General features: G+C 50.3%; 18 protein-coding genes, 2 tRNA genes and 1 pseudogene. 14 read left to right on the plus strand and 7 right to left on the minus strand.

The features are described from left to right. Positions 1-59 precede the first annotated feature (59 nt). Positions 60-2,083, plus strand: a pseudogene (locus JW878_10600) (Eco57I restriction-modification methylase domain-containing protein). After that, positions 2,038-2,442 (plus strand): hypothetical protein, encoded by a 405-nt coding sequence (locus JW878_10605; protein MBN1763502.1) that lies wholly within the window; start codon positions 2,038-2,040, stop codon positions 2,440-2,442. The pseudogene JW878_10600 and the gene JW878_10605 overlap by 46 nt, the downstream one beginning before the upstream one ends. 266 nt (positions 2,443-2,708) lie before the next feature. Here the strand turns inward: JW878_10605 and JW878_10610 are convergent, their stop codons facing one another. After that, positions 2,709-3,689, minus strand: a complete 981-nt coding sequence (locus JW878_10610) for a diaminopimelate dehydrogenase (protein MBN1763503.1) — start codon at positions 3,687-3,689, stop codon at positions 2,709-2,711. A 59-nt stretch (positions 3,690-3,748) separates the two neighbouring features. After that, a tRNA-Thr gene (locus JW878_10615) sits at positions 3,749-3,822 on the minus strand. 263 nt (positions 3,823-4,085) lie between these two features. Between JW878_10615 and JW878_10620 the strand changes: the two genes are divergently transcribed. The 3 genes from JW878_10620 to JW878_10630 all read left to right on the plus strand — a co-directional run bounded on the left by JW878_10620 (position 4,086) and on the right by JW878_10630 (position 6,453). Then, a complete protein-coding gene (locus JW878_10620; protein ID MBN1763504.1) occupies positions 4,086-4,250 on the plus strand; it encodes a hypothetical protein in 165 nt (54 codons plus the stop codon). A gap of 389 nt (positions 4,251-4,639) precedes the next feature. Further along, positions 4,640-5,497 (plus strand): prephenate dehydratase, encoded by an 858-nt coding sequence (gene pheA, locus JW878_10625; GenBank protein MBN1763505.1) that lies wholly within the window; start codon positions 4,640-4,642, stop codon positions 5,495-5,497. An 11-nt stretch (positions 5,498-5,508) separates the two neighbouring features. Further along, positions 5,509-6,453: an NAD-dependent epimerase/dehydratase family protein gene (locus JW878_10630; protein MBN1763506.1), complete on the plus strand. Its 945-nt coding sequence runs from the start codon at positions 5,509-5,511 to the stop codon at positions 6,451-6,453. Positions 6,454-6,549: 96 nt separating this feature from the next. Here the strand turns inward: JW878_10630 and JW878_10635 are convergent, their stop codons facing one another. Then, complete coding sequence (locus JW878_10635; GenBank protein MBN1763507.1) at positions 6,550-7,470, minus strand: methylenetetrahydrofolate reductase; 921 nt, start codon at positions 7,468-7,470, stop codon at positions 6,550-6,552. A gap of 24 nt (positions 7,471-7,494) precedes the next feature. Beyond that, positions 7,495-8,271, minus strand: coding sequence for a methylenetetrahydrofolate reductase C-terminal domain-containing protein (locus tag JW878_10640; protein ID MBN1763508.1), 777 nt, complete (start codon positions 8,269-8,271; stop codon positions 7,495-7,497). A 488-nt stretch (positions 8,272-8,759) separates the two neighbouring features. Between JW878_10640 and JW878_10645 the strand changes: the two genes are divergently transcribed. Further along, on the plus strand, positions 8,760-9,263 hold the full coding sequence (locus JW878_10645) for a hypothetical protein (protein ID MBN1763509.1): 504 nt from the start codon (positions 8,760-8,762) through the stop codon (positions 9,261-9,263). Positions 9,264-9,278: 15 nt separating this feature from the next. Here JW878_10645 and JW878_10650 read toward each other — a convergent pair whose 3' ends face one another. Beyond that, positions 9,279-9,563, minus strand: a complete 285-nt coding sequence (locus tag JW878_10650) for a helix-turn-helix domain-containing protein (protein ID MBN1763510.1) — start codon at positions 9,561-9,563, stop codon at positions 9,279-9,281. Between the two features lie 202 nt (positions 9,564-9,765). On the opposite strand from JW878_10650, the gene JW878_10655 reads away from it, so the two are divergent. Together JW878_10655 and JW878_10660 are read left to right on the plus strand one after the other, a co-directional pair. Beyond that, the gene (locus tag JW878_10655) at positions 9,766-10,794 is read left to right on the plus strand and encodes a hydrogenase expression protein HypE (protein ID MBN1763511.1); all 1,029 of its coding nucleotides are present in this window, start codon (positions 9,766-9,768) and stop codon (positions 10,792-10,794) included. A 1-nt stretch (position 10,795) separates the two neighbouring features. Then, on the plus strand, positions 10,796-12,622 hold the full coding sequence (locus tag JW878_10660; GenBank protein MBN1763512.1) for a nickel-dependent hydrogenase large subunit: 1,827 nt from the start codon (positions 10,796-10,798) through the stop codon (positions 12,620-12,622). Between the two features lie 213 nt (positions 12,623-12,835). Here the strand turns inward: JW878_10660 and JW878_10665 are convergent, their stop codons facing one another. Beyond that, entirely contained in the window at positions 12,836-13,321 is a 486-nt protein-coding gene (locus tag JW878_10665) for a hydrogenase maturation protease (GenBank protein ID MBN1763513.1), read from the minus strand. Positions 13,322-13,504: 183 nt separating this feature from the next. On the opposite strand from JW878_10665, the gene JW878_10670 reads away from it, so the two are divergent. Beyond that, positions 13,505-14,476: a GTP cyclohydrolase I FolE2 gene (locus JW878_10670; GenBank protein ID MBN1763514.1), complete on the plus strand. Its 972-nt coding sequence runs from the start codon at positions 13,505-13,507 to the stop codon at positions 14,474-14,476. An 18-nt stretch (positions 14,477-14,494) separates the two neighbouring features. Next, positions 14,495-14,568: transfer RNA gene (locus JW878_10675), tRNA-Met, on the plus strand. Between the two features lie 37 nt (positions 14,569-14,605). On the opposite strand, the gene JW878_10680 is transcribed toward JW878_10675, so the two are convergent. Then, on the minus strand, positions 14,606-15,739 hold the full coding sequence (locus JW878_10680; GenBank protein MBN1763515.1) for a tRNA (guanine(10)-N(2))-dimethyltransferase: 1,134 nt from the start codon (positions 15,737-15,739) through the stop codon (positions 14,606-14,608). A gap of 66 nt (positions 15,740-15,805) precedes the next feature. On the opposite strand from JW878_10680, the gene JW878_10685 reads away from it, so the two are divergent. From JW878_10685 to JW878_10700, 4 genes are all read left to right on the plus strand, one after another. After that, positions 15,806-16,060, plus strand: a complete 255-nt coding sequence (locus tag JW878_10685) for a type II toxin-antitoxin system HicB family antitoxin (protein MBN1763516.1) — start codon at positions 15,806-15,808, stop codon at positions 16,058-16,060. A 161-nt stretch (positions 16,061-16,221) separates the two neighbouring features. Further along, positions 16,222-17,133, plus strand: a complete 912-nt coding sequence (locus JW878_10690) for an FRG domain-containing protein (GenBank protein MBN1763517.1) — start codon at positions 16,222-16,224, stop codon at positions 17,131-17,133. 360 nt (positions 17,134-17,493) lie between these two features. Beyond that, positions 17,494-17,967 carry a GNAT family N-acetyltransferase gene (locus JW878_10695; GenBank protein MBN1763518.1) on the plus strand — a complete coding sequence of 158 codons (474 nt, stop codon included), beginning with the start codon at positions 17,494-17,496 and terminating at the stop codon, positions 17,965-17,967. Positions 17,968-18,143: 176 nt separating this feature from the next. After that, complete coding sequence (locus JW878_10700) at positions 18,144-18,698, plus strand: hypothetical protein (GenBank protein MBN1763519.1); 555 nt, start codon at positions 18,144-18,146, stop codon at positions 18,696-18,698. The last annotated feature ends 67 nt before the right edge of the window (positions 18,699-18,765 follow it).

Genomic DNA, 18,765 nt, shown 5'->3' on the forward strand with positions numbered 1-18,765 from the left:
ATCCCGGCTTAGTTTCGCACATGGCTGGATCGAGCGGTTTCTAGGCGAGGGTGTTAAGTATGAATTGTTTGGTTTTTGACTATAAATGGGGCTTATTCGTTCATACTGGGGTTGAGCGGAAGAACATCGATTACAAAATCAAATCAGAGATTCTGAAGAAGGTAATCGAATTCTTAGACAGCTTCAAATTCGTGCATAAGGAGCACTTAGAGAACGGCGATTCGATCGATCCGGAAATCCTGGGCTATATCTTCGAACGGGCAATGACCGCCACCGACAGAAAGGGAACCGGTGCGTATTACACGCCCAAGTTTGTAACGAAGTACATCTCGGAACATACGATCTATCCCTTCATTATCGACAAGACAAACGAGTATCTTAAGACCGAAAGGGGCTATAAAGAGGGCGATTTGCTCTCTGGCATTGAGAAGTTGTGCATTCTTGCAGAAACGACCTTGAACGCCGTTTGGAATAACGTTATCTTAAAAATCCGTGTGCTGGATAACGCCTGTGGCTCAGGTGCGTTCTTACTTGCCGCGGCGAATATCCTGTTTGAGTTGAACCGACGAATCGATGATAAATTGGGATTGGGTAACTTGGACATTGCGCTGAAGAAGTTAATTCTGAGAAATAACCTCTACGGCGTTGACATCAATCAAAACGGCATCGAGATCGCGAAATTGCGGCTCTGGCTGTGGCTTGTTGATTCCTACGAGCCAGAACGGGTGGAATCGTTACCGAATATCGACTACAACCTCAGGGGCGGGAACAGCTTGATAGGATATGTGGATGTAAGCGAGTTCAAGGGCGCGGAACTTACACTAGCGAATTGGCTCGGGGACGAAGAGAAGGCCACGCTGGCAAGTCTGCTAAAAGAACGGAACGATTTGATACAGGAGTACAAAAAGGCCGAGGGCGAGGAAGCCAAAGAGCTTCACGAATCGATACAGCGATTCGACGAGCAAATAAGCGCATTGCTTAACACAGATCTCTATCGGAAGTTCCGGGATAAGAAAATAGCGTTAACCCGAGAGGAATTTTTACGATTGAGCCCCTTTCATTGGGGTTTTGAATTCTATGAGGTCTTTGACCTGGAAAAGCCGAAAGAAGAGCGAGGGTTTGATGTCGTCATCGGCAATCCGCCGTACGTGAGGCAGGAGGCTCTCGGTGAACTGAAGACGTATTATCAAGATGCGTACAAGGTTTACCACGGCGTCGCTGATCTCTATGTTTATTTCATCGAACGAAGTCTTTCATCACTGAACGAAGACGGCATCTTTTCTTACATTGTCGCGAACAAATGGACGCGTGCCAACTATGGCAAGCCACTGCGACAGTGGCTAAAACGGCACTGTATTGAAGAGATTGTGGACTTTGGTGATTTGCCGGTATTTCAGGCAACTACCTATCCTTGCATCGTACGCATCTCAAACAAGCCACCGAAATCGACGTTTGCTGTGACAGAAATGGAAACACTCAGTTTTGCGAGCCTTGATGACTACATACAGGAGCACCACTTTGCGGTAAACCAGGAAGGATTAGACGATTCGGGCTGGTCGTAGTGGAGGAAAAGACGCAGGCGTTTCTGGAGAAAATACGGCATGTGGGTGTGCCGTTGGGTGACTATGTCAACGGGAAAATTTATCGTGGCGTCTTGACGGGCCTTAACGAAGCCTTTGTGATTGATAGGGCTACACGAGAGAAACTGATTGCAGAGGATCCGAAGAGCGAGAAATTGATTAAACCGTTTTTGGTCGGCAAAGATATCAAACGCTACCAACCGCCTGAAAACAAGCGGTATTTGATTTTTACTCGTCGGGGTGTGGACATCCAACGATATCCGGCAATAGAGCGGCATCTCCTTCAATTTAAAGAGCGGCTGATGCCGAAACCAAAAGACTGGAAAGGCGGAAAGTGGCCAGGACGAAAACCCGGCGATTACCCGTGGTATGAAACTCAGGATACCATTGCTTATTACGAAGAATTTGAAAAGCCGAAGATATGCTGGGGGAATTTATGCGATGAGCACCATTTACAATCGATTTTGAGAGTTACTATGTTAATGCACCCGGTTGTATCCTGAATTCTAGCGACAAATACCTTTTAGGTTGTATGAACTCAAAACTTCTCTGGAGGTTTCTCCAAGAAATTGCTGCTGGGAGACGAGGTGGTTTCATCGAGGCAAAGCCCTTTTATGTTGAACAACTCCCCATCCGCACAATTGATTTTGATAATCCAGTTGACAAATCCCTACACGACAGAATGGTCACGTTGGTGGAGCAGATGCTTGCGCTTCATGAACGACTTTCCAAAGTAACGATGGAATCAGAGAAAGCCGCGCTGCAACAGCAGATAGACGAAACGGACCAGCAAATAGACAATCTGGTTTACGAGCTGTACGGGCTGACGGATGAAGAAATCGCCATTGTCGAGGAAAAATAAAGATACGTAAGGCGATTTGGGTAGAAGTTGACGCAACGGTTGACGCAACGGTTGACGCAACGGTTGACGCAACGGTTGACGCAAGCGTCAACGCGCTCAGCCCGAAATCTTCTTCCACGCTATGATTTTTGTAGGTGTCACTTTCACGACCAGCTTGCCCTCTATCAACGCTGTTCCGCTTGCCGTACGCCTCGCTCGGCACGGTCCGCTTTTATCCTCGCTATTCGGTGAGGCAGCAAATCGGCTTCGACCATGCATCATGCTACCTACATGAAGTCTTCTCGTAGGGTCTCCGGAGAATGCGGGCTTAAATAGCGCGGCGGAATGTCCAGGATCGTGAATGCACCACTGCGCCCTTCCTTCTTCAGTTTATACGCTGCTCGCGCACAGGCGACCAGCACGCTAGCGGTGAACTCCGGATTGCTCTCCACTTGACACCGGTATTCGAGCACGTGCTTGTTACCCGCGCCAGTCACGCCGGAAGCAAACACAAAACCGCCGTGCGGGAGTTTCGTATGATTTTTCGCCATCTCATCCGCGCTGATGAAAACCACTTCAGTATCATATTCGTCATAGTAATGCGGCAACGTCACGATATCCTGCCGTATTTGTTCCTGATCCGCACGGGGCTCCGAGACTACATACACTAAACGTTTGTGCATCTCCCTTTTGGTGAATTCCGGCGATTCTCTGTCCCGCACTCGTTGCACCGCCGATTCTATCGGAATCGTATACGCTCGTGCATCAGAGACGCCCGTAACTCGCCTTGCTGCGTCTGAATGCCCCTGGCTCACGCCTCGGCCCCAGAAGGTGTACTGCTTGCCCTGCGGTAGAAACGCATCGCCGAGCACGCGCATGAGCGAGAAGATCCCGGGATCCCAGCCTGCGGAAAGTATAGCGACATGCCCGTGCTCCTGCGCGGTCGAATCCATCGTCTCAAAATAGCGCGGAATGTCCGCATGCGTGTCAAAACTGTCAACCGTCGTGAATCGTGCGGCAAACTGTGGACCTTGAACCGGTATGTCTTCCTTCGAGCCACCGCACAGCACTACCACGTCTATTTGCAGATCATCCGGCACCGGATCTTCATTCTGGAGTACAGGAACGTCTTTTAGCTCTTCTCTTACGCGTTCCGGCCTTCTGGTGAATACCGCGACCAGTTCCGTATCCGCATTCAGTTTAACCGCCGCTTCTACACCCCTGCCCACATTACCATAGCCTGTAATGGCGATATTGATCTTCTCCATGATGCGATCCCCCGGTTCTTTGTCTTACCTTCTAACACGTTCTGTAACCAAAACCAGAAAGCCCTGGGCGGGATTCGGACCCGCGATCTCCACCTTACCAAGGTGGCGCATTGGCCTGCTATGCTACCAAGGCCTGAGGATACCTCTCATATCTAAGTATAACGCCCGCCTTATATAAATCCCCGCTTTGACGCCGCCTTGCCGATCGCTCATGCACGTACGTGCTCGCACTAATTATACACGCGTAATTTCAGCCTATCTTGATTTAATACGCAGTAGCAATCCGTCGACTGAAACCGAAAATCCTTTTATAGTAAAAGCGCCTATACAGTTGTATGTGTAGATGCATATATATACATGCCGAGGCGGCTCTTAACCAACTAGGAGGTGATCGAGATGGAAGCTAAAGAAGAAAACGAAAAGAGATTCCGCAACTTGATAGAACGGATATCAAATGACAATTGGGAAGCGAACTTGGATAACTTCTTCGCCTACATGAAAGGAAACGAAATGTTGAAGGTATCTGATGAGCTTATCAGGAAGAGATACAAGCTCGATTGATACTACAACGCCAACACCAGATCCAACAGCAGAACCAACGCTTGAGAAGCTCGGTTTCAATACGTGACGTGTTCGCTACGCATGCGATGTGCAGTCGCAGACGTGGTGCGAAGAAGAGGGAAATGGAGAGCTCTCCCTTTTCCCTATTTTTTAGTTAACGTAGCATCTCGACTACGTAGTTCCGTGCCTCAATTCGAATTTTAGACACGCTCACACATCTAACTAAACACCCGCTTGTAGGTTCCCTGCCGATTGGTTAAGGTAATGTTGTGTATTGCCGTATTAGCAGATTTGGCGCTTCTCACTGCGTCGTTTTGCCCGTTCTCTCAGAATTATCCGTTAGAGCTTTTATATATATACAATGAAAGCGAATTAGGTGTAATCGATACATGAAAATCGGCATTTTAGGTCCCGAGGGGACGTTTACCGAAACCGCTGCATTTCTGTGGCTGAACCTGCGAAAAAAGGAGAATAGCGAGGATGCCGAGATTCACTATTACGAAACCATCTTTGATGTGGCCGATGGCGTAATGAATCGAGACATGGATTACGGCATTGTCCCGATAGAAAATTCTTTGGAGGGTTCTGTGGGAGAGACACTGGACGTGCTCGCGACCGAGAATAGCGAACGGGGAATGCACATTGTCGGTGAGGTGTTGGTGCCGATAAAACTGTGCTTACTGGCCAAAGGTTCGTTTGAGAACATACGGACGGTCGTCTCGCATCCTCATGCACTTGCCCAGTGTAAGCAGTTCATCCGGGAGCACGTGCGAGCCCGGGGCGTGAAGATAAAAGCGGTGGAAAGCACGGCACGAGCGGCGAAACTGGCACAGGAAATGGATGCGATAGGAGCTTTAGCGTCGGAAGACGCGGCGGCAAAATATAAGCTCCGTATCCTTGCAGAAAATACACAGGATAAGGAGAGCGTTACGCGATTCGTCGCTCTTGCCTCTTCTGCTCTCACAACGTCACCGACCGGAAAGGACAAGACCTCGCTCTTGCTCCATTTGAAGGACCGCCCGGGTGCGTTATACGGCGTCCTGGGCGAATTCGCGCAGCGCGGGATTAACCTCACGAAGATCGAGTCCAGACCGTCCAAGCGTGCTTTAGGCGATTACATGTTTCACATCGATTGTGAAGGCCACGTGGATGAGGAAGCGATAAAGGTCGTGTTAAAAGCTGTTGAAGAGCGAGTGGTCATGGTGAAAATCCTGGGGTCGTATCCAATCGCGGAGTGGGTAAAGTGAGTGAAAGAGAGATGAAAATCGTAGTAACGGGTGGAGCGGGCTTTATAGGCTCGCATGTGGTTGATCGATCAGTAGAAATAGAAGTGGAAGAGAACCATGAGGTAGTGGTCCTGGATAACTTGAGCTCAGGGAATGAGGAGTACATAGCTCCGCACTTCGGTGACGAGCGGTTCCAGTTTCACAAGGTTGACCTCTTGTATGATGATATGACCGACTTTTTTGACGGCGCTGATGAGGTCTGGCACCTGGCGGCGAACCCCGAGGTGCGTCTGGGTGCGGAGAATACACGAGTGCATCTGGAGCAAAACGTGATCGCAACGTATAACGTGTTAGAGGCAATGCGACTGAACGACGTGCGCCGGATACTCTTCACCTCGACCTCCACGGTCTACGGCGAGGCGGATCAGCTGCCGACGCCCGAAAGTTACCCTACCGTACCCATCTCGTTATATGGCGCGTCGAAACTCGCATCTGAAGCGTTCATCGCTTCGTACTGCCATACGTTCGAGATGCAGGCCTGGATCTACCGGTTCGCGAACGTTATCGGCGCGAGATCGACACACGGCGTCATCTACGATTTTATCACTAAGATACGGAGCAATCCGGCGGAGTTGGAGATCCTGGGCGATGGCACACAAACGAAATCGTATATTTATGTGACAGATTGCATAGAGGCGATGCGTGCGGGATTACAAGCGGTCGATAAGAGCAGCGTGCATATCTTCAACATCGGGACAAATGACATGACAAGTGTTACGAGAATTGCAGAACTCGTATCCGAAGCGATGCACGTGACACCGGAATTCAAGTTCACCGGTGGTAAACGGGGCTGGAAGGGTGATGTCCCCGTCATGCTGCTCGACGCCGCTAAACTGAACGGTTTTGGTTGGAAGCAGAAATACACATCTGAAGAGGCCGTGAAGAAGGCGATACAAGATTCGCTGGCCCGTATATAATAGCATCTAAGAGATTAGCGGATTTTTTAGTCCTTGAAAAAAAAGCAAAAGCGGAAAATAAAAGAAGAAAGGGGAAAAAATCCCCTCACCTTTTCTTTATTCCATTACCTTCTTTAACGGTCCAATGATTCTGGGATAGCCAACAGCCATCATGTGGCAGCCAGCCGCCGGAGTACCCTTCAGATACTCCAGGAAGTCAGTGAAGAACTCCACATTGACTCTGTCTACTTCCGCCTTCCGCTCTTCCTTATCCTTGATCTCCTTTGTCTTCTTCAGGTTTGCGAGGTAATCCGGTGGAACGTCAACGCCTGCCACGTACTTATCGAAGAAGTCCGCCGCGCCGAAACTCTTCGCAGGGAATATGCCCACCAAAATCGGAACGTCTACGGGACCCAATTCCGTGAAGAACTTGTCCAGAATCTCAGGGTAGTAAACGACCTGTGTTTGCAGGTATTCGACGCCAACATTGATCTTCCGCTTCACCTTGGCGACTTCGGACTTCAAATGCGCCGCTCCTGGTGCTGCCGCTCCGCCCACATGCAGTTTCGGTGGATCCTCGATCTCTTTGCCGCCCAGGTCTTTGCCCTCATCCACTATCTTCCGTATCATGTGTATCAGCGTGGTCGAGTCCAGATCGAATACCGGCTTTGTATCTGGTGAGTCACCTAGTGCTACGTGGTCACCCGCTAACGCCAGGATATTCTTTATCCCCAAGGTACCCGCACCGAGCACATCGGATAAAAGCGCCATTCTGTTTCGGTCAGAGCACCTGAGCTGGTATACGCACTCCATGCCCGTCTCCAACTCGATCTTATACGACGCTGCAAGGCTGCTCACGTACGCGAAACTCTGTGGGTTGTCCGTTACGTTACACGCGGTTACCAACCCGATCAGATCTCGCGCTGCAGCAATGGGCTCGTTGACATTCCCTGCCTTTTCGGGCTCTAACTCGCCGGTGAAAACGTATTTCCCCTCGGATAGTTCCTTCATCAACTGGCTGTAAATTTCTTCAGGCATTTTTCTCTCTCACTCTCCTCCTCTCTATTTCTCCTCTTCCTTCTCTGGCGGCTTAGCGAGCATCATTGACATGTACCCAGTGATGGTGTTGAAGTTCATCATAGCGCCCATCATATCCATCATACCCATAGGCTCTTCCAGCTCGAACAGTCGCGGTCGCTTGCATTTGCTCCATTCATGTGGAGCGCGCATCGCTATGAATTCGTCGAGTTCGCCGAGTTTCTCCATTCGCTTATAGATCTTGACCCAGGCGCAGTCCTTCTCAGGATCTATTTCACATTTATCATCTACCCGAACACCGCCGCAAGGACCGTTCATCAATCCTTTGCCGCACGCAGTCAACGGACAGATCCCAGCAGTTTTGCCTAATTCACACATACCGCATGATTGACAGGTCTCCTTGAACTTGAAAGGCCCTCCGCCTACAAGCCCTATTGCATCATTTGCCGGGATAACAGACTTCGCAAGGCCCATTTCGTCGTCTACATACTCGGTAACCACTTGTACACCGTCGCCACAACTCATCACCAAAATTGCATTGCAGTTCTCAACAGCACTCTTTTCTTTCTGCAGGAATATCGCACTCTTCTCAGTGTCACAGGCCTGCATACCCAACGGCATGCTGATCTTCGTGACCGTCTTCCCCGCGCTCTTAAGTTTCGCTGCCAGATCATCGACCGCTTTTTTGTCACCAGTATGATAGAAAGTAGCGCATCCGCCGCAACCCAAAAGTACTACGTTCTCCTTTCCTTCGAGGTACCCCAGAATTTCCTCTATTGGTTTTTGCTCTTGTGCTATCATCTTATCCTCCCTCTAATAATGCATATCCTGATGAGATGACATATAAACTTTTCTATTTTTAATTCACGTTCTTGATAACCCTACCCCCTCAGAAGCACATTAACGTGGTGAGAACTCCCGAAGCGTAAAGGTAATAAGAAAAGCACAGTAGTTCATAAAGAGGCGTGTTAATAATCGCTTTGATATAGGTGTTATCCTGAGGGGTGATGATCGCGATAATCGGAAGCGAGTGCGAGCCGAACACAACACCCTATCTGAATCCCGATCTTCAGTCAGCTTGACGTATCGCAGCATCAGTCATAATGTATTATCCGTGATGATTTTTGTATAGAAAGCCATATATACCATGAGTCCAGAATCATACATACATCGTAGTTAAATATCGAGAAGGTACAAGAAAAAGAAGACGTGACAGAGACTCTTGTTGATGCAATGAGGGGAAGGAGGGCTCTTTTAGGCGGATGCAACGCCTTATATAACCGGAGCTTATGGACAACGAGCAAAGAAAGACAATAAAAGTGAAAATGGACGCTGAAACCGGCGAGTTCTTCACCCAGGAACTGCCTGAGCTCATCTTGAGCAGTGCGGTTTTTGTGGGAATCCTAAAACTCGCAGAGTCGATCGTGGGGCCGGATAATGCTGCGGTGATCTTTTACGAAGCGGGCAAGAAGGTGGGCATTAATCGAGCAAAGTATTATAGAGATAAGTGGAAGCTGGACGGGAGTGCATTTGTCAGAGCGATGGAAGAGTTTTGTGCAGAACTCGGTTGGGGCACGTTCAGTGTGGATCTCGAAGCACTCGTCATTAAAGTCGAGAATTCATTCATAGCGAAGGAATATGGCGAATCTGAGGTTCCTGTCTGCCATTTCCTGCGTGGATGTTGCGCGGGCATGGGGGAGGTGTTAACGAACCGGGCGCTGGACGGTGAAGAGCGGAAATGCGAAGCGTGTGGCGATGATTACTGCGAATTCGTGCTCAGCCCGGTCGAATAAGTATTCATACTGTATTCATACTGTAATTAACGCATCCAAATCATCAAAGAACCGTATTAAGAGCTTGAGCACTTCATTATCCTCATTCAATCTGAACGTCCGTATTTGCTTGCCGAGCGTGTCCTCTTTCACGATGCCCAATTGTAAAAGCGGCTCGATGACGCGTGCGACACTGGAATGGGAAAGTCCAGTAGCCGCTGCAATGCCGGAGAGATACGTTATCGTCTCACGATTTCGTATCAGATACTCCAGAACGACAAGCTGCGCGTTCCTTCCGAAGATTTTCTCAAGTTCGTTCATTCGCTCAATCGTAGACTAAGAAGAAGTATATCAGATTCTGGGTATATAACGTTATTCGTTATTTTATACATTCAAATTTTGTGATAAAATCGAAAGCCTTAAATAGGGTGCCTGTCGATAATTGATCAAGTTTGCCTAAATAAGGCAAGTTGCTCAAAAAAGGAGAGGTATACTTAGAGAAGAAGGAGGAGAAGAGGAAAAAATGGGCCTTGAAGAGATAAACATAATATGGCTTGAAGGGCAAGACTGTGCTGGTGATACCATCACTATCAAGCAGGCAAGCAATCCCACGCTCATTGATGTGCTAACCGGAGCTATTCCAGGGCTTGGAGGGTTAAAACTTGCTTACCATCCCACCTTGATGTTCGAGTGGGGCGACGATGCGACGCAGATCCTCGTTGATGCTATGGAAGGTAAGTATGACCCCTTTGTACTGATCCTTGAGGGATCGATCCCGGATGAGTCAAAGGCAGGGGATGGCGTCTTCTGTGTCATCGGGGAGCACGATGGGAAATTACTCAAGCTGAGCGATGTGATTGATAGCCTCGCACAGCGGTGTGCAGCTGCGGTTGCGATTGGCACGTGTGCCGCGTATGGTGGAATCCCCAGCGGGAATCCGAACCCAACGGGAGCGCAGGGACTTCTGGACTACTTAGGGAAAGAGTGGACTGGCGGCTTGGGACTTCCAATCATCTGTATACCGGGTTGTCCACCACGACCTGATAACATAATACAGATCCTGGGTCAAGCGGTCCTCGCGGCGCGAGGATTGGCACCACTGCCGGAGCTTGACGAGTGGCACCGACCTGTAGCTTTCTACGGTTACACAATGCACGAACTCTGTCCGATCTGTGGATTCTACGCAGAGGGCACGGATGCACATGCGTTCGGGGATACCGGCTGTCTCGGTGCACTGGGCTGCAAGGGTATCATCACGAACTGCAACAATACGACGTGGGCAGACGGCTACGGCGGCTGTACGGGAACAGGAGTACCCTGTTTTGGCTGTACTCATCCCGATTTCCCGGATGCGCCAACGTCACCATTCTTCGCGAAAGCGCCTGCGATGCCATTTATCATTGAGAACATGAAAGGCATGCTTGCACACGCGGAGATGGGATTCGAGCGATTTAAGCCAGTACTCGAAGCGCTCCTACCGCTGGTACCGGAATTCATAGAGGATCTGGACAGGCAGATGGAAGAAGCGAAGGACAAAGGGAGGAAGATATAAAATGGGATTCTTAGATAAGCTAAAAGGCGGCGGCGCGAAAGAGGCGGCAGCAGCACCGGCAGCAGCACCGGCAGCAGCGCCCGGACCCGGCGGAAAGCGGGAGATAACGATTGAGCCGATAACGCGGATTGAGGGGCATTTGGGTGTTCATGCGACGTTAGACACCGGTGCTAAAAAGGTCACCGACGCATATGCTTACAGCCCGATGTTCAGAGGTTTTGAAATAATCCTGGTGGGAAGAGAGCCGTCCGAAGCGGTTATGATTACCCAGCGGGCTTGTGGCGTCTGTCCCGTACCTCATGGTTTCGCATCGGTAAACGCCGTTGATCAGGCATACGGGGTGACTCCACCGCCAATGGGTGTCGTTCTTAGAGATTTCGTTCATGGCGCAGAGCAGTTATATGATTCTGAAGTTGGTGTGCTGAACCTTGAAGGACCGGACTACAGCGAGGTAGCGGTGAAGAAGTTCAATCCCGATTGGTGGGGCGAGGCACAGAATACGAAGGCGGAACGGAGCGATGTTCACGGCTTTGCGACCGTCGCGGATATAATGACCGCATTGAACCCCCTGGCTGGCGAGCTGTATCTCAGGTCGCTTTTAGTCCAGAAAGCAGGACACAATATGGCTGCGATCTTTGGTGGAAAGCATCCGCACGTTCATTCCTTTGTTCCGGGCGGAATCGCGAAGATAAACCTCTCGGCATCGGACATTGAGTCGTACCTCACGTTACTCATGCGGCACGTTGCCTTTACGAAGGAGCTGGTAACCGCTACGGACGATCTTCTGAATTTCGTGCTGGCGCAGGGTTATGAGGACGTCGGAGCGCGGGATATCAATCTCCTCGCTGTTGGCAGTTACAACGATCCCGAAGCGTATTCCGCGGATTACGAAGGGATGACCGAGTTGGGACGTAAGCGAATGGTATCTCCAGGAGTGATGCTCAATGGCGAGGTGGTTACAACGGACCTCGTGGAGATCAATGCCGGCGTGCGAGAATTCATCGGCCGCGGCTGGTACTCGAGTGATTGGGCACAAGAAATCGAAACCGATCCTGCAGGGAATAAGATCGAGTACGAGCATCCGTGGAACAAGCGCACGCTTCCAGAGCCCGGCGAGTACGGCAAGTGGGGGTCCAAGTACACCTGGGTTACGTCGCCACGGTGGAAGAACTGGAAGGGCGATGGCAAGAACAATGTTCTCGAACTCGGTCCGCTTGCGCGAATGTGGGTGACCGCGAAGGTCGGCCTTGTGCCGGAATCCACGGGATCGAGCCTCAAGTTCGAACTGCCAGCAGCCGTAATACCTGGTTTCAAGTTTGCGGATAAGATGGAGTTCGAGTGGAAGATCCCGGCGAAGCCGAATACCGTAGAGAGAGTTAGAGCACGGGCATATTATAATGCCTATTCCGCATACTGCGTGACAAGTCTGGTGATGAAAGCGTTGGAACTCATGAAGGCGGGTAAAACTCAAGTCTGGACGCCATACGAGAAACCAAAAGAAGGCATCGGCTTTGGTGCAGTTGAAGCGATGCGTGGCTCGTGCCTGCACTGGTGCGTCATGAAGGATGGTGTCATTAGCAACTATCAATATCACGCGCCATCGACCTGGAACGCGTCGGGTAGGGATCCAGAAGAGCAGCCAGGAGCGTACGAACAGGCACTTATCCAGTCGCCGATCACGGAAGCGGGAGATCCTGCAGCATGGAAAGGCGTCGATATCGTCAGGACGATCCGAAGCTTCGATCCGTGCTTAGGCTGTGCAGTCGCCGTGCATATAGGCGACAAAGTAGTAAAGCACGAGCTGCTACCGTTCGCTACGCCGGAGTGAGTGAATACGCAGATAAGATAAGCACAAATTAGTAAGTATAGAAAAAAGGGTACCGCCCCTCTATCTTTCTTGGTTGAGATGGACGAGGCAGGTACTCTTCTAATTTTATTTTTAAAATGCTCTCTTCAGTTAACCTGTTCCTTCTCGGTTTTAATGAGAGAGCGCGAGAGGTTGCTCTGCTAAGAACGCTTTGATCCCAGCCTGCGTGCTCGCTCAGGTTGAGCGGTCTTGCCGTAATTCATCCAGAATGATATCGACCGCGCTACGGATCGCCGTTGCGACTTCCGGGCTCATTTCTTCGCCCAGCTGGGCGTCATGAACTTCGCAACCGACAACAACAATGGTGGGAGGAAGCGTGCCGATAGTCTTAGCGAAGCTGAGGAGCTCTTCTAACCGAGCTTCGTGGATGCTGATGTTGAACGGATTCGGACCTTCGGGCTTTAGTGCTTCCACCTCATCCGCTTTGATTTCCACGCGATAGATTGTGCCAAGCTTGCCACCAGTATTAACAGCGTCAGCAAAGATTATATGATCGTAGTCACCGAGGTCAGGTGCCAGAGTTATGCCGCAGAGTCCGACATCCAGCGCCTCCACGTTCTCGGGCAGCTCTCTCGTCAGTAGCTCTTCGATGACCCGGGGGCCGAAGCCGTCGTCACCCATATATTTGTTCCCGATACCAGCCACAAAAATTTGTGCCATCTTAATCAATACCCACAAACGCTTGGTATATATTACTTTAGCGGATTGTACTCACTGCGTGCGGAACGTTCCGCGACTCCGAGCGAAAGAGCGTTCATACAGCACACCAGGATAAAGATTGCTGTCGCACGGGGGATTTTAACGGATATTTAAATAGCAAGGCGTAACAAGTTAAGGTATACGATGAAAAACGTGACGTCAGATCTGCCAGATGTACAAGCAAGCAGTCCAGATATAAAGATCAACCTGACGAGAGTGGGTGTGACGAACGTGAAGAAGCTGGTAGAGGTCGCGCGAGCCGGAGGGAGGAGGCCTGTAGTGCTGATATCGGATTTTCATATGTTCGTGGACCTCCCGAGTGATATAAAAGGGGCGAACATGTCGAGGAACCTGGAAGCGATGTACGAAGTGCTGGACGAAGCGGTGAACTCGACGGTATACGATGTGGAGGACCTGTGCAGTGAAGTGGCAAAGCGTTTACTCGATCGTCACCCGTACGCCTCGACGGCAGAGGTGGGCATGACAAGCGAGTATGTGCTGATGAGAAAGACGCCGGTGATGCGGATCTCGTGCCAGGAGCCTGCGATAATATTCGCGGAGGCGATAGCGTATCGTACGCCGGAGCGCGAGAGCGGCATGCAGATAAAGAGGATAATAGGGGCTGAGATCGTGGGGATGACTGCCTGTCCGTGCGCGCAGGAACTCATGCGGGAACGAGCGGCGGACGAATTGAAGAAACGGGGGATGTCGGAAGAGGATATGAAGACGTTCCTGGACAGCATACCGCTGGCAACCCATAACCAACGCGGCAGGGGGATTATCTCGATAGAGGTGGAAGACGATTTCAGAATACCCCTCGATAGGATAATAGAGATAATAGAGCGGTCGATGAGCGCGAAGACGTACGAGATCTTGAAACGCCCGGACGAGGCACGCGTGGTGGAGATCGCGCATCAAAAGCCGATGTTCGTTGAAGATTGCGTCCGAGAGATGGCGAAGCGAGTGGTGGAGACGTTTGGCTACCTGCCGGACGATTCGGTGATTAATATAAAGCAGATAAACGAGGAGAGCATCCATCAGCACAATGCCGTTGCGGAACGCGTCGCTTCGATCGGTGATTTGCGGAAAGAGCTGAGCGAAGGTACGTACCGATAAAGCAGAAGTAAAATAAAAGCCGGGGTGGCCTAGTTGGTTAGGGCGCCAGACTCATAATCTGGAGGTCGCGGGTCCGAACCCCGCTCCCGGCACTCTTTCTTTTTTCAAGTTTACGCGCTTCGAGTGCGGTTATAGCTCTTTCACAAGCGCTTTGAGCTCGTTGATTCGCGCGTCTGTTTTCAGCCCGGTATCGGAGAACTGCGTTCGGCTGGCAGAGAAGCCGTTCGCTTGTAAAGTCTCAATAAGAGTGGTTAGAGAAGGCGGCGGGATTTTCAATGCCTTACTGAGCGCATGATGCTCGAAGAAGTAGGGAATGTCCCGCAGCTCGTGACTGCAGGTAGACACGATCTTCATCGCTTCTTTTTGCTTGCCCAGCTCTCGGTTGCCCAGTTCTTCATGCACCTGCTCGCAAAATTGTGTGTCTTTGATTGGATGGAGGTATAAGGGGCCGGCAACGCGCATTCTTTTACCGCAGAGTCCGCAGGTGTTGTTCATGCGCATGTCCAGCATATCTTCGTACGAGAACGCGAACCGATGCCCGCAGGAGAAGCAATGGGCGATGAACCCGAGCCGCTGCACGCTTTCGTCTGCTTTCTTCGCGCCTGCTTCTATCTGTATGAGGAGCCGAATGAAGTGCGCAGAGGCATAGGACAGTAACGGTTTGACAGCCTTATCGTATTTGCCAAACTCGCGTGTGACGGCACCCAGCAGAACGCGTGTGCCCATCTCCGCGTGGTATTCGGTATTCAGCGGACTCGCGCCGTAATTGCGCAGGCCACCGGTGTGCGCACCGCATAAGGGCGCGGTATCGGTCGCTGTTACCAACAGCAGCTTCGTTACCGATTGTGAGGCAGCGTCCAGAAACGGCACGGGCGAGCCAAACGGATCGATATCGACGAGATCGTAATGTTTTCGATGAAGGAGCACGTTGGCGTTTTCGTTATATGCGGTTGCTCGATCTTCTACGCCGTTCAAAGCTATGTTCTGCTTGCTGAACTCGAAAGCAGGCGTGCTGCGATCGTTTATGGTTACGTCTAAACAGCCAACCTCGTTCGCGACGCGCACGCCGCGTACGCCGGTGCCCGCAAGGGCGTCGAGGTATTTCAGCTTAGCAGGGTCACGAAAAGAAGCTGTAAAAACGGCGATACTGGCGATGTCGATGTCACGGCACAATTCCATCCGGGGATTGTAGAACATGGATTTGGTGAGGTGCTGGGCGGGTACGAGTATGCGGGTGGTGCCTTCGGTGAGTTCGGTGAACATGCTAAAAGGAGATAAGGAAAATGACTAATATAAGTTCGGCGAATGGTAATCGTAGGAAACAGAGCGATGCAGAAATATGCAATAGAGATTTTTTATAGCGACGAGGACGAGAGCTACATTGCGGTGGTTCCCGAGCTGCCCGGCTGCTCGGCGTTCGGCGAGACGGAAGGGGCGGCGTTGCGGGAGGTTAAAATCGCCATCGAGCTCTGGTTAGAAACCGCACAGAAGGAAGGGCGTGAGATACCGAAGCCGCGTGGGAAAGAATTCCTCAATGCGCTTTATGAAACTATCGTTCGCGCTCAACCGCCTCAAAAGGCGTGAAATGGTTCTCCGGACAGGTCAAAAGGACTTGGTGAGATGCTGCGCTGGCACGAGCATGCGGGTGGGTCCTTCGGCTGAGTTCGGTGAACACACACAAGCCAAAAAAACAGGAAAACTTTTTATGATACAGAGCAATAATATAAAAGGAAATGTTGAACGCAATGACACAAATCGACACGTTCGATGAGCTGAAGAAGCTTGCCGAGGAAAGCGAAAAATCGTCTTTGGGCGACTGCTCTCCACGAAAAGACCAAGAGTTTTACTTGTTTAGGGGCACGAAGGAATGCTATCCATTGCTGATGAGTTCTATCCAAGTGTATCTTTCCGTAACGAAAAAAGTCCCTTGTTGGAAAAACACCATCCAGAAGTACGAGCGAAATCTCGTGAATCGGTTTTTAAAGGAGATTGAGCCGTATCGAGAGCTTAATCTCCAGTATCACTGGTATTGCCCGCCCTGCCCAAGGACAGATACGTTCTGGTATCTATCCGTAATGCAGCACTTTGGCTGTCCAACACGACTATGCGATTTCACCGCGGATTTTTGGACTGCCGTATTCTTCGCTACCGTCAACGCAGAACCGGATAAAAATCCGTGCTTGTATAGGCTGAAGTGCTGTAACAACGACAAGTCCGGGAATAAACTGCCGAAAGATTGCAACGGGAAACCGTGGTCTAATAATGGTGAAAAATATGATGTGAATGAGCTGCTGGGTTACATCATACGCTATGAAGGGTTCACTACGCCTAGTCAAGATATCAAGGATCAAGATATCAAGGACCGGCTAATGTGTTTTTGTAAGAAGACAAAAAAGAGTCAAATGTACGGATGGGACACTCCATATTTCAAGAATGCGAGAATTCAGAAGCAGCGGGCCTTTTTCGTTTACGGCGTTGATGTCACGACTCCGCTGGAGGAGAGTATCGTTGGGCATAGTGGCACTGATTTTCAAAAATATCAGATCTCAGCAAACATTCTTCCAGATATCAAAAGCCACTTAGAAGAAATGGGCCTCATAGAGTGGAAGGTCTATCTTGATCTCGACAGGGTATTCAAAAAGTGGAAGAGTGAATAGTTTCCAACAAATCGCGGCACCGAACCGCTGCCACGCGCTTCGGTTTCCGATGCCCCAGGTTAATCGGAATCTGGATCAGCTGCCGACGCCTGTTTCCGGCGGCGGTCGGTGAGCTCTGCGTTATGCCAAAGCAACTATTCCAACGAGTTCGACACCTTTCTTGATAGATCTTTCACATGATTAGGGCAATCACAAAATCCCGTCGTCAAACGGGGACCACTCTTGATTTTATGTAACTCGCATTTATCACGCAGTCGCTTTGAATTATTGCCCCGCTAATTCCAATATCTTCACCCGTAAGTAAAAACGGAATCTTTATTCACTACTTAGCAGAATATAAGAGTAACTGTTCGGCACGACATGACTAACCTGAAAATAGTAGAGTTTGACGCGGCGTACGCAGACGATTTCAAGCGCTTGAACCTGGTCTGGCTGGAACGGTATTTCCAAATGGAGCCCATTGACCTCGAAGTGCTAAGCAACCCTGAAGAGGCGATTATCAAACCGGGCGGCAGGATCTTCTTTGCACTCCTTGATGGTGCGGTGGTGGGCACGTGCGCGCTTATTAAACATACGGAGGGCCTCTTCGAGCTCTCGAAGATGGCCGTTGCTGGCACACATCAGGGACAGGGCATCGGCACGCAACTCCTGGGTCATGCCATCGAGTGGGCACGTGCACGATCGATACGGAAACTTTTCGTGGAGACGAATACCGTACTGAAAAGCGCCGTGCGGCTCTATCAGCGGCTCGGATTCCGCACGACCGCATACGAGAGCTCGGACGCGCACTATGACAGAACCAATCTGAAACTGGAGCTCGAGCTGCAACAGTAGCGCAGGGGCATTCGCTTAAAGATCTGAGGCAATTATGCACGCTCGGCCAGGTAAATCTTTTTGAAGTATTTCCTCTGTTTTTTTGGTATCTCTATACAGAAGTAAAAAATTGGAAGAATTCCATCAATACGTATTAATAATATAAGAGTGAATGTTCGCTCATAGGGAAATGAGCTATGGCAAGAAAAGTACCCTCTGATATTTTGCCGAGATTGCGAGAATTGGAAGGCGAGCTGCGGACAGCCGTCGCCAAAGGTCACCCCGAGAGGGCAATCGAGTGTGCCACTGAGATACAGTTGCTCTTTGCCCCCGACCGGAAGCATCACCGTTTGCTCCAAGCAAAACTCTGGGCCTTTGAAGCGTGCCTCGACGACAACCGTCTCGGCTACGCTGAGGCAGGTTTCACGGGAATACGGAAACTCGCAGGAAAGAATACCCGTTTGTACTTGGAGGCTACAGCGTTCTTATCAATCTGCTTACTTCGACAGAAACAGCCGGAAAAGGCAAAACCTCTCATCCGTGAAGTCATTCAAAGCGCTAATACTATTCGCTCGGATCGCCGCAGGCGCCAGTTTCAGAAACGCTTCGTCGCAAGGATTGAAGAGGAGTGTATACTGTCTGAATTGATTGGATCTGGAGACGCAAGCTTGGATCCGAAGGAAATTCATGAAAGAGCAATACTCCTGCTACAGCAGAATAATGAAACAGAACTGATTATAGTGAGGTACTAAACTTTTAATACTTATCTTTCGTATCTTAGTTCATGTCTAAACCCGAACAGATCCCTATTCATCGATC

This window comes from Methanomicrobia archaeon (assembly GCA_016930255.1).
Classification (GTDB): Archaea; Halobacteriota; Syntropharchaeia; order Alkanophagales; family Methanospirareceae; genus JACGMN01.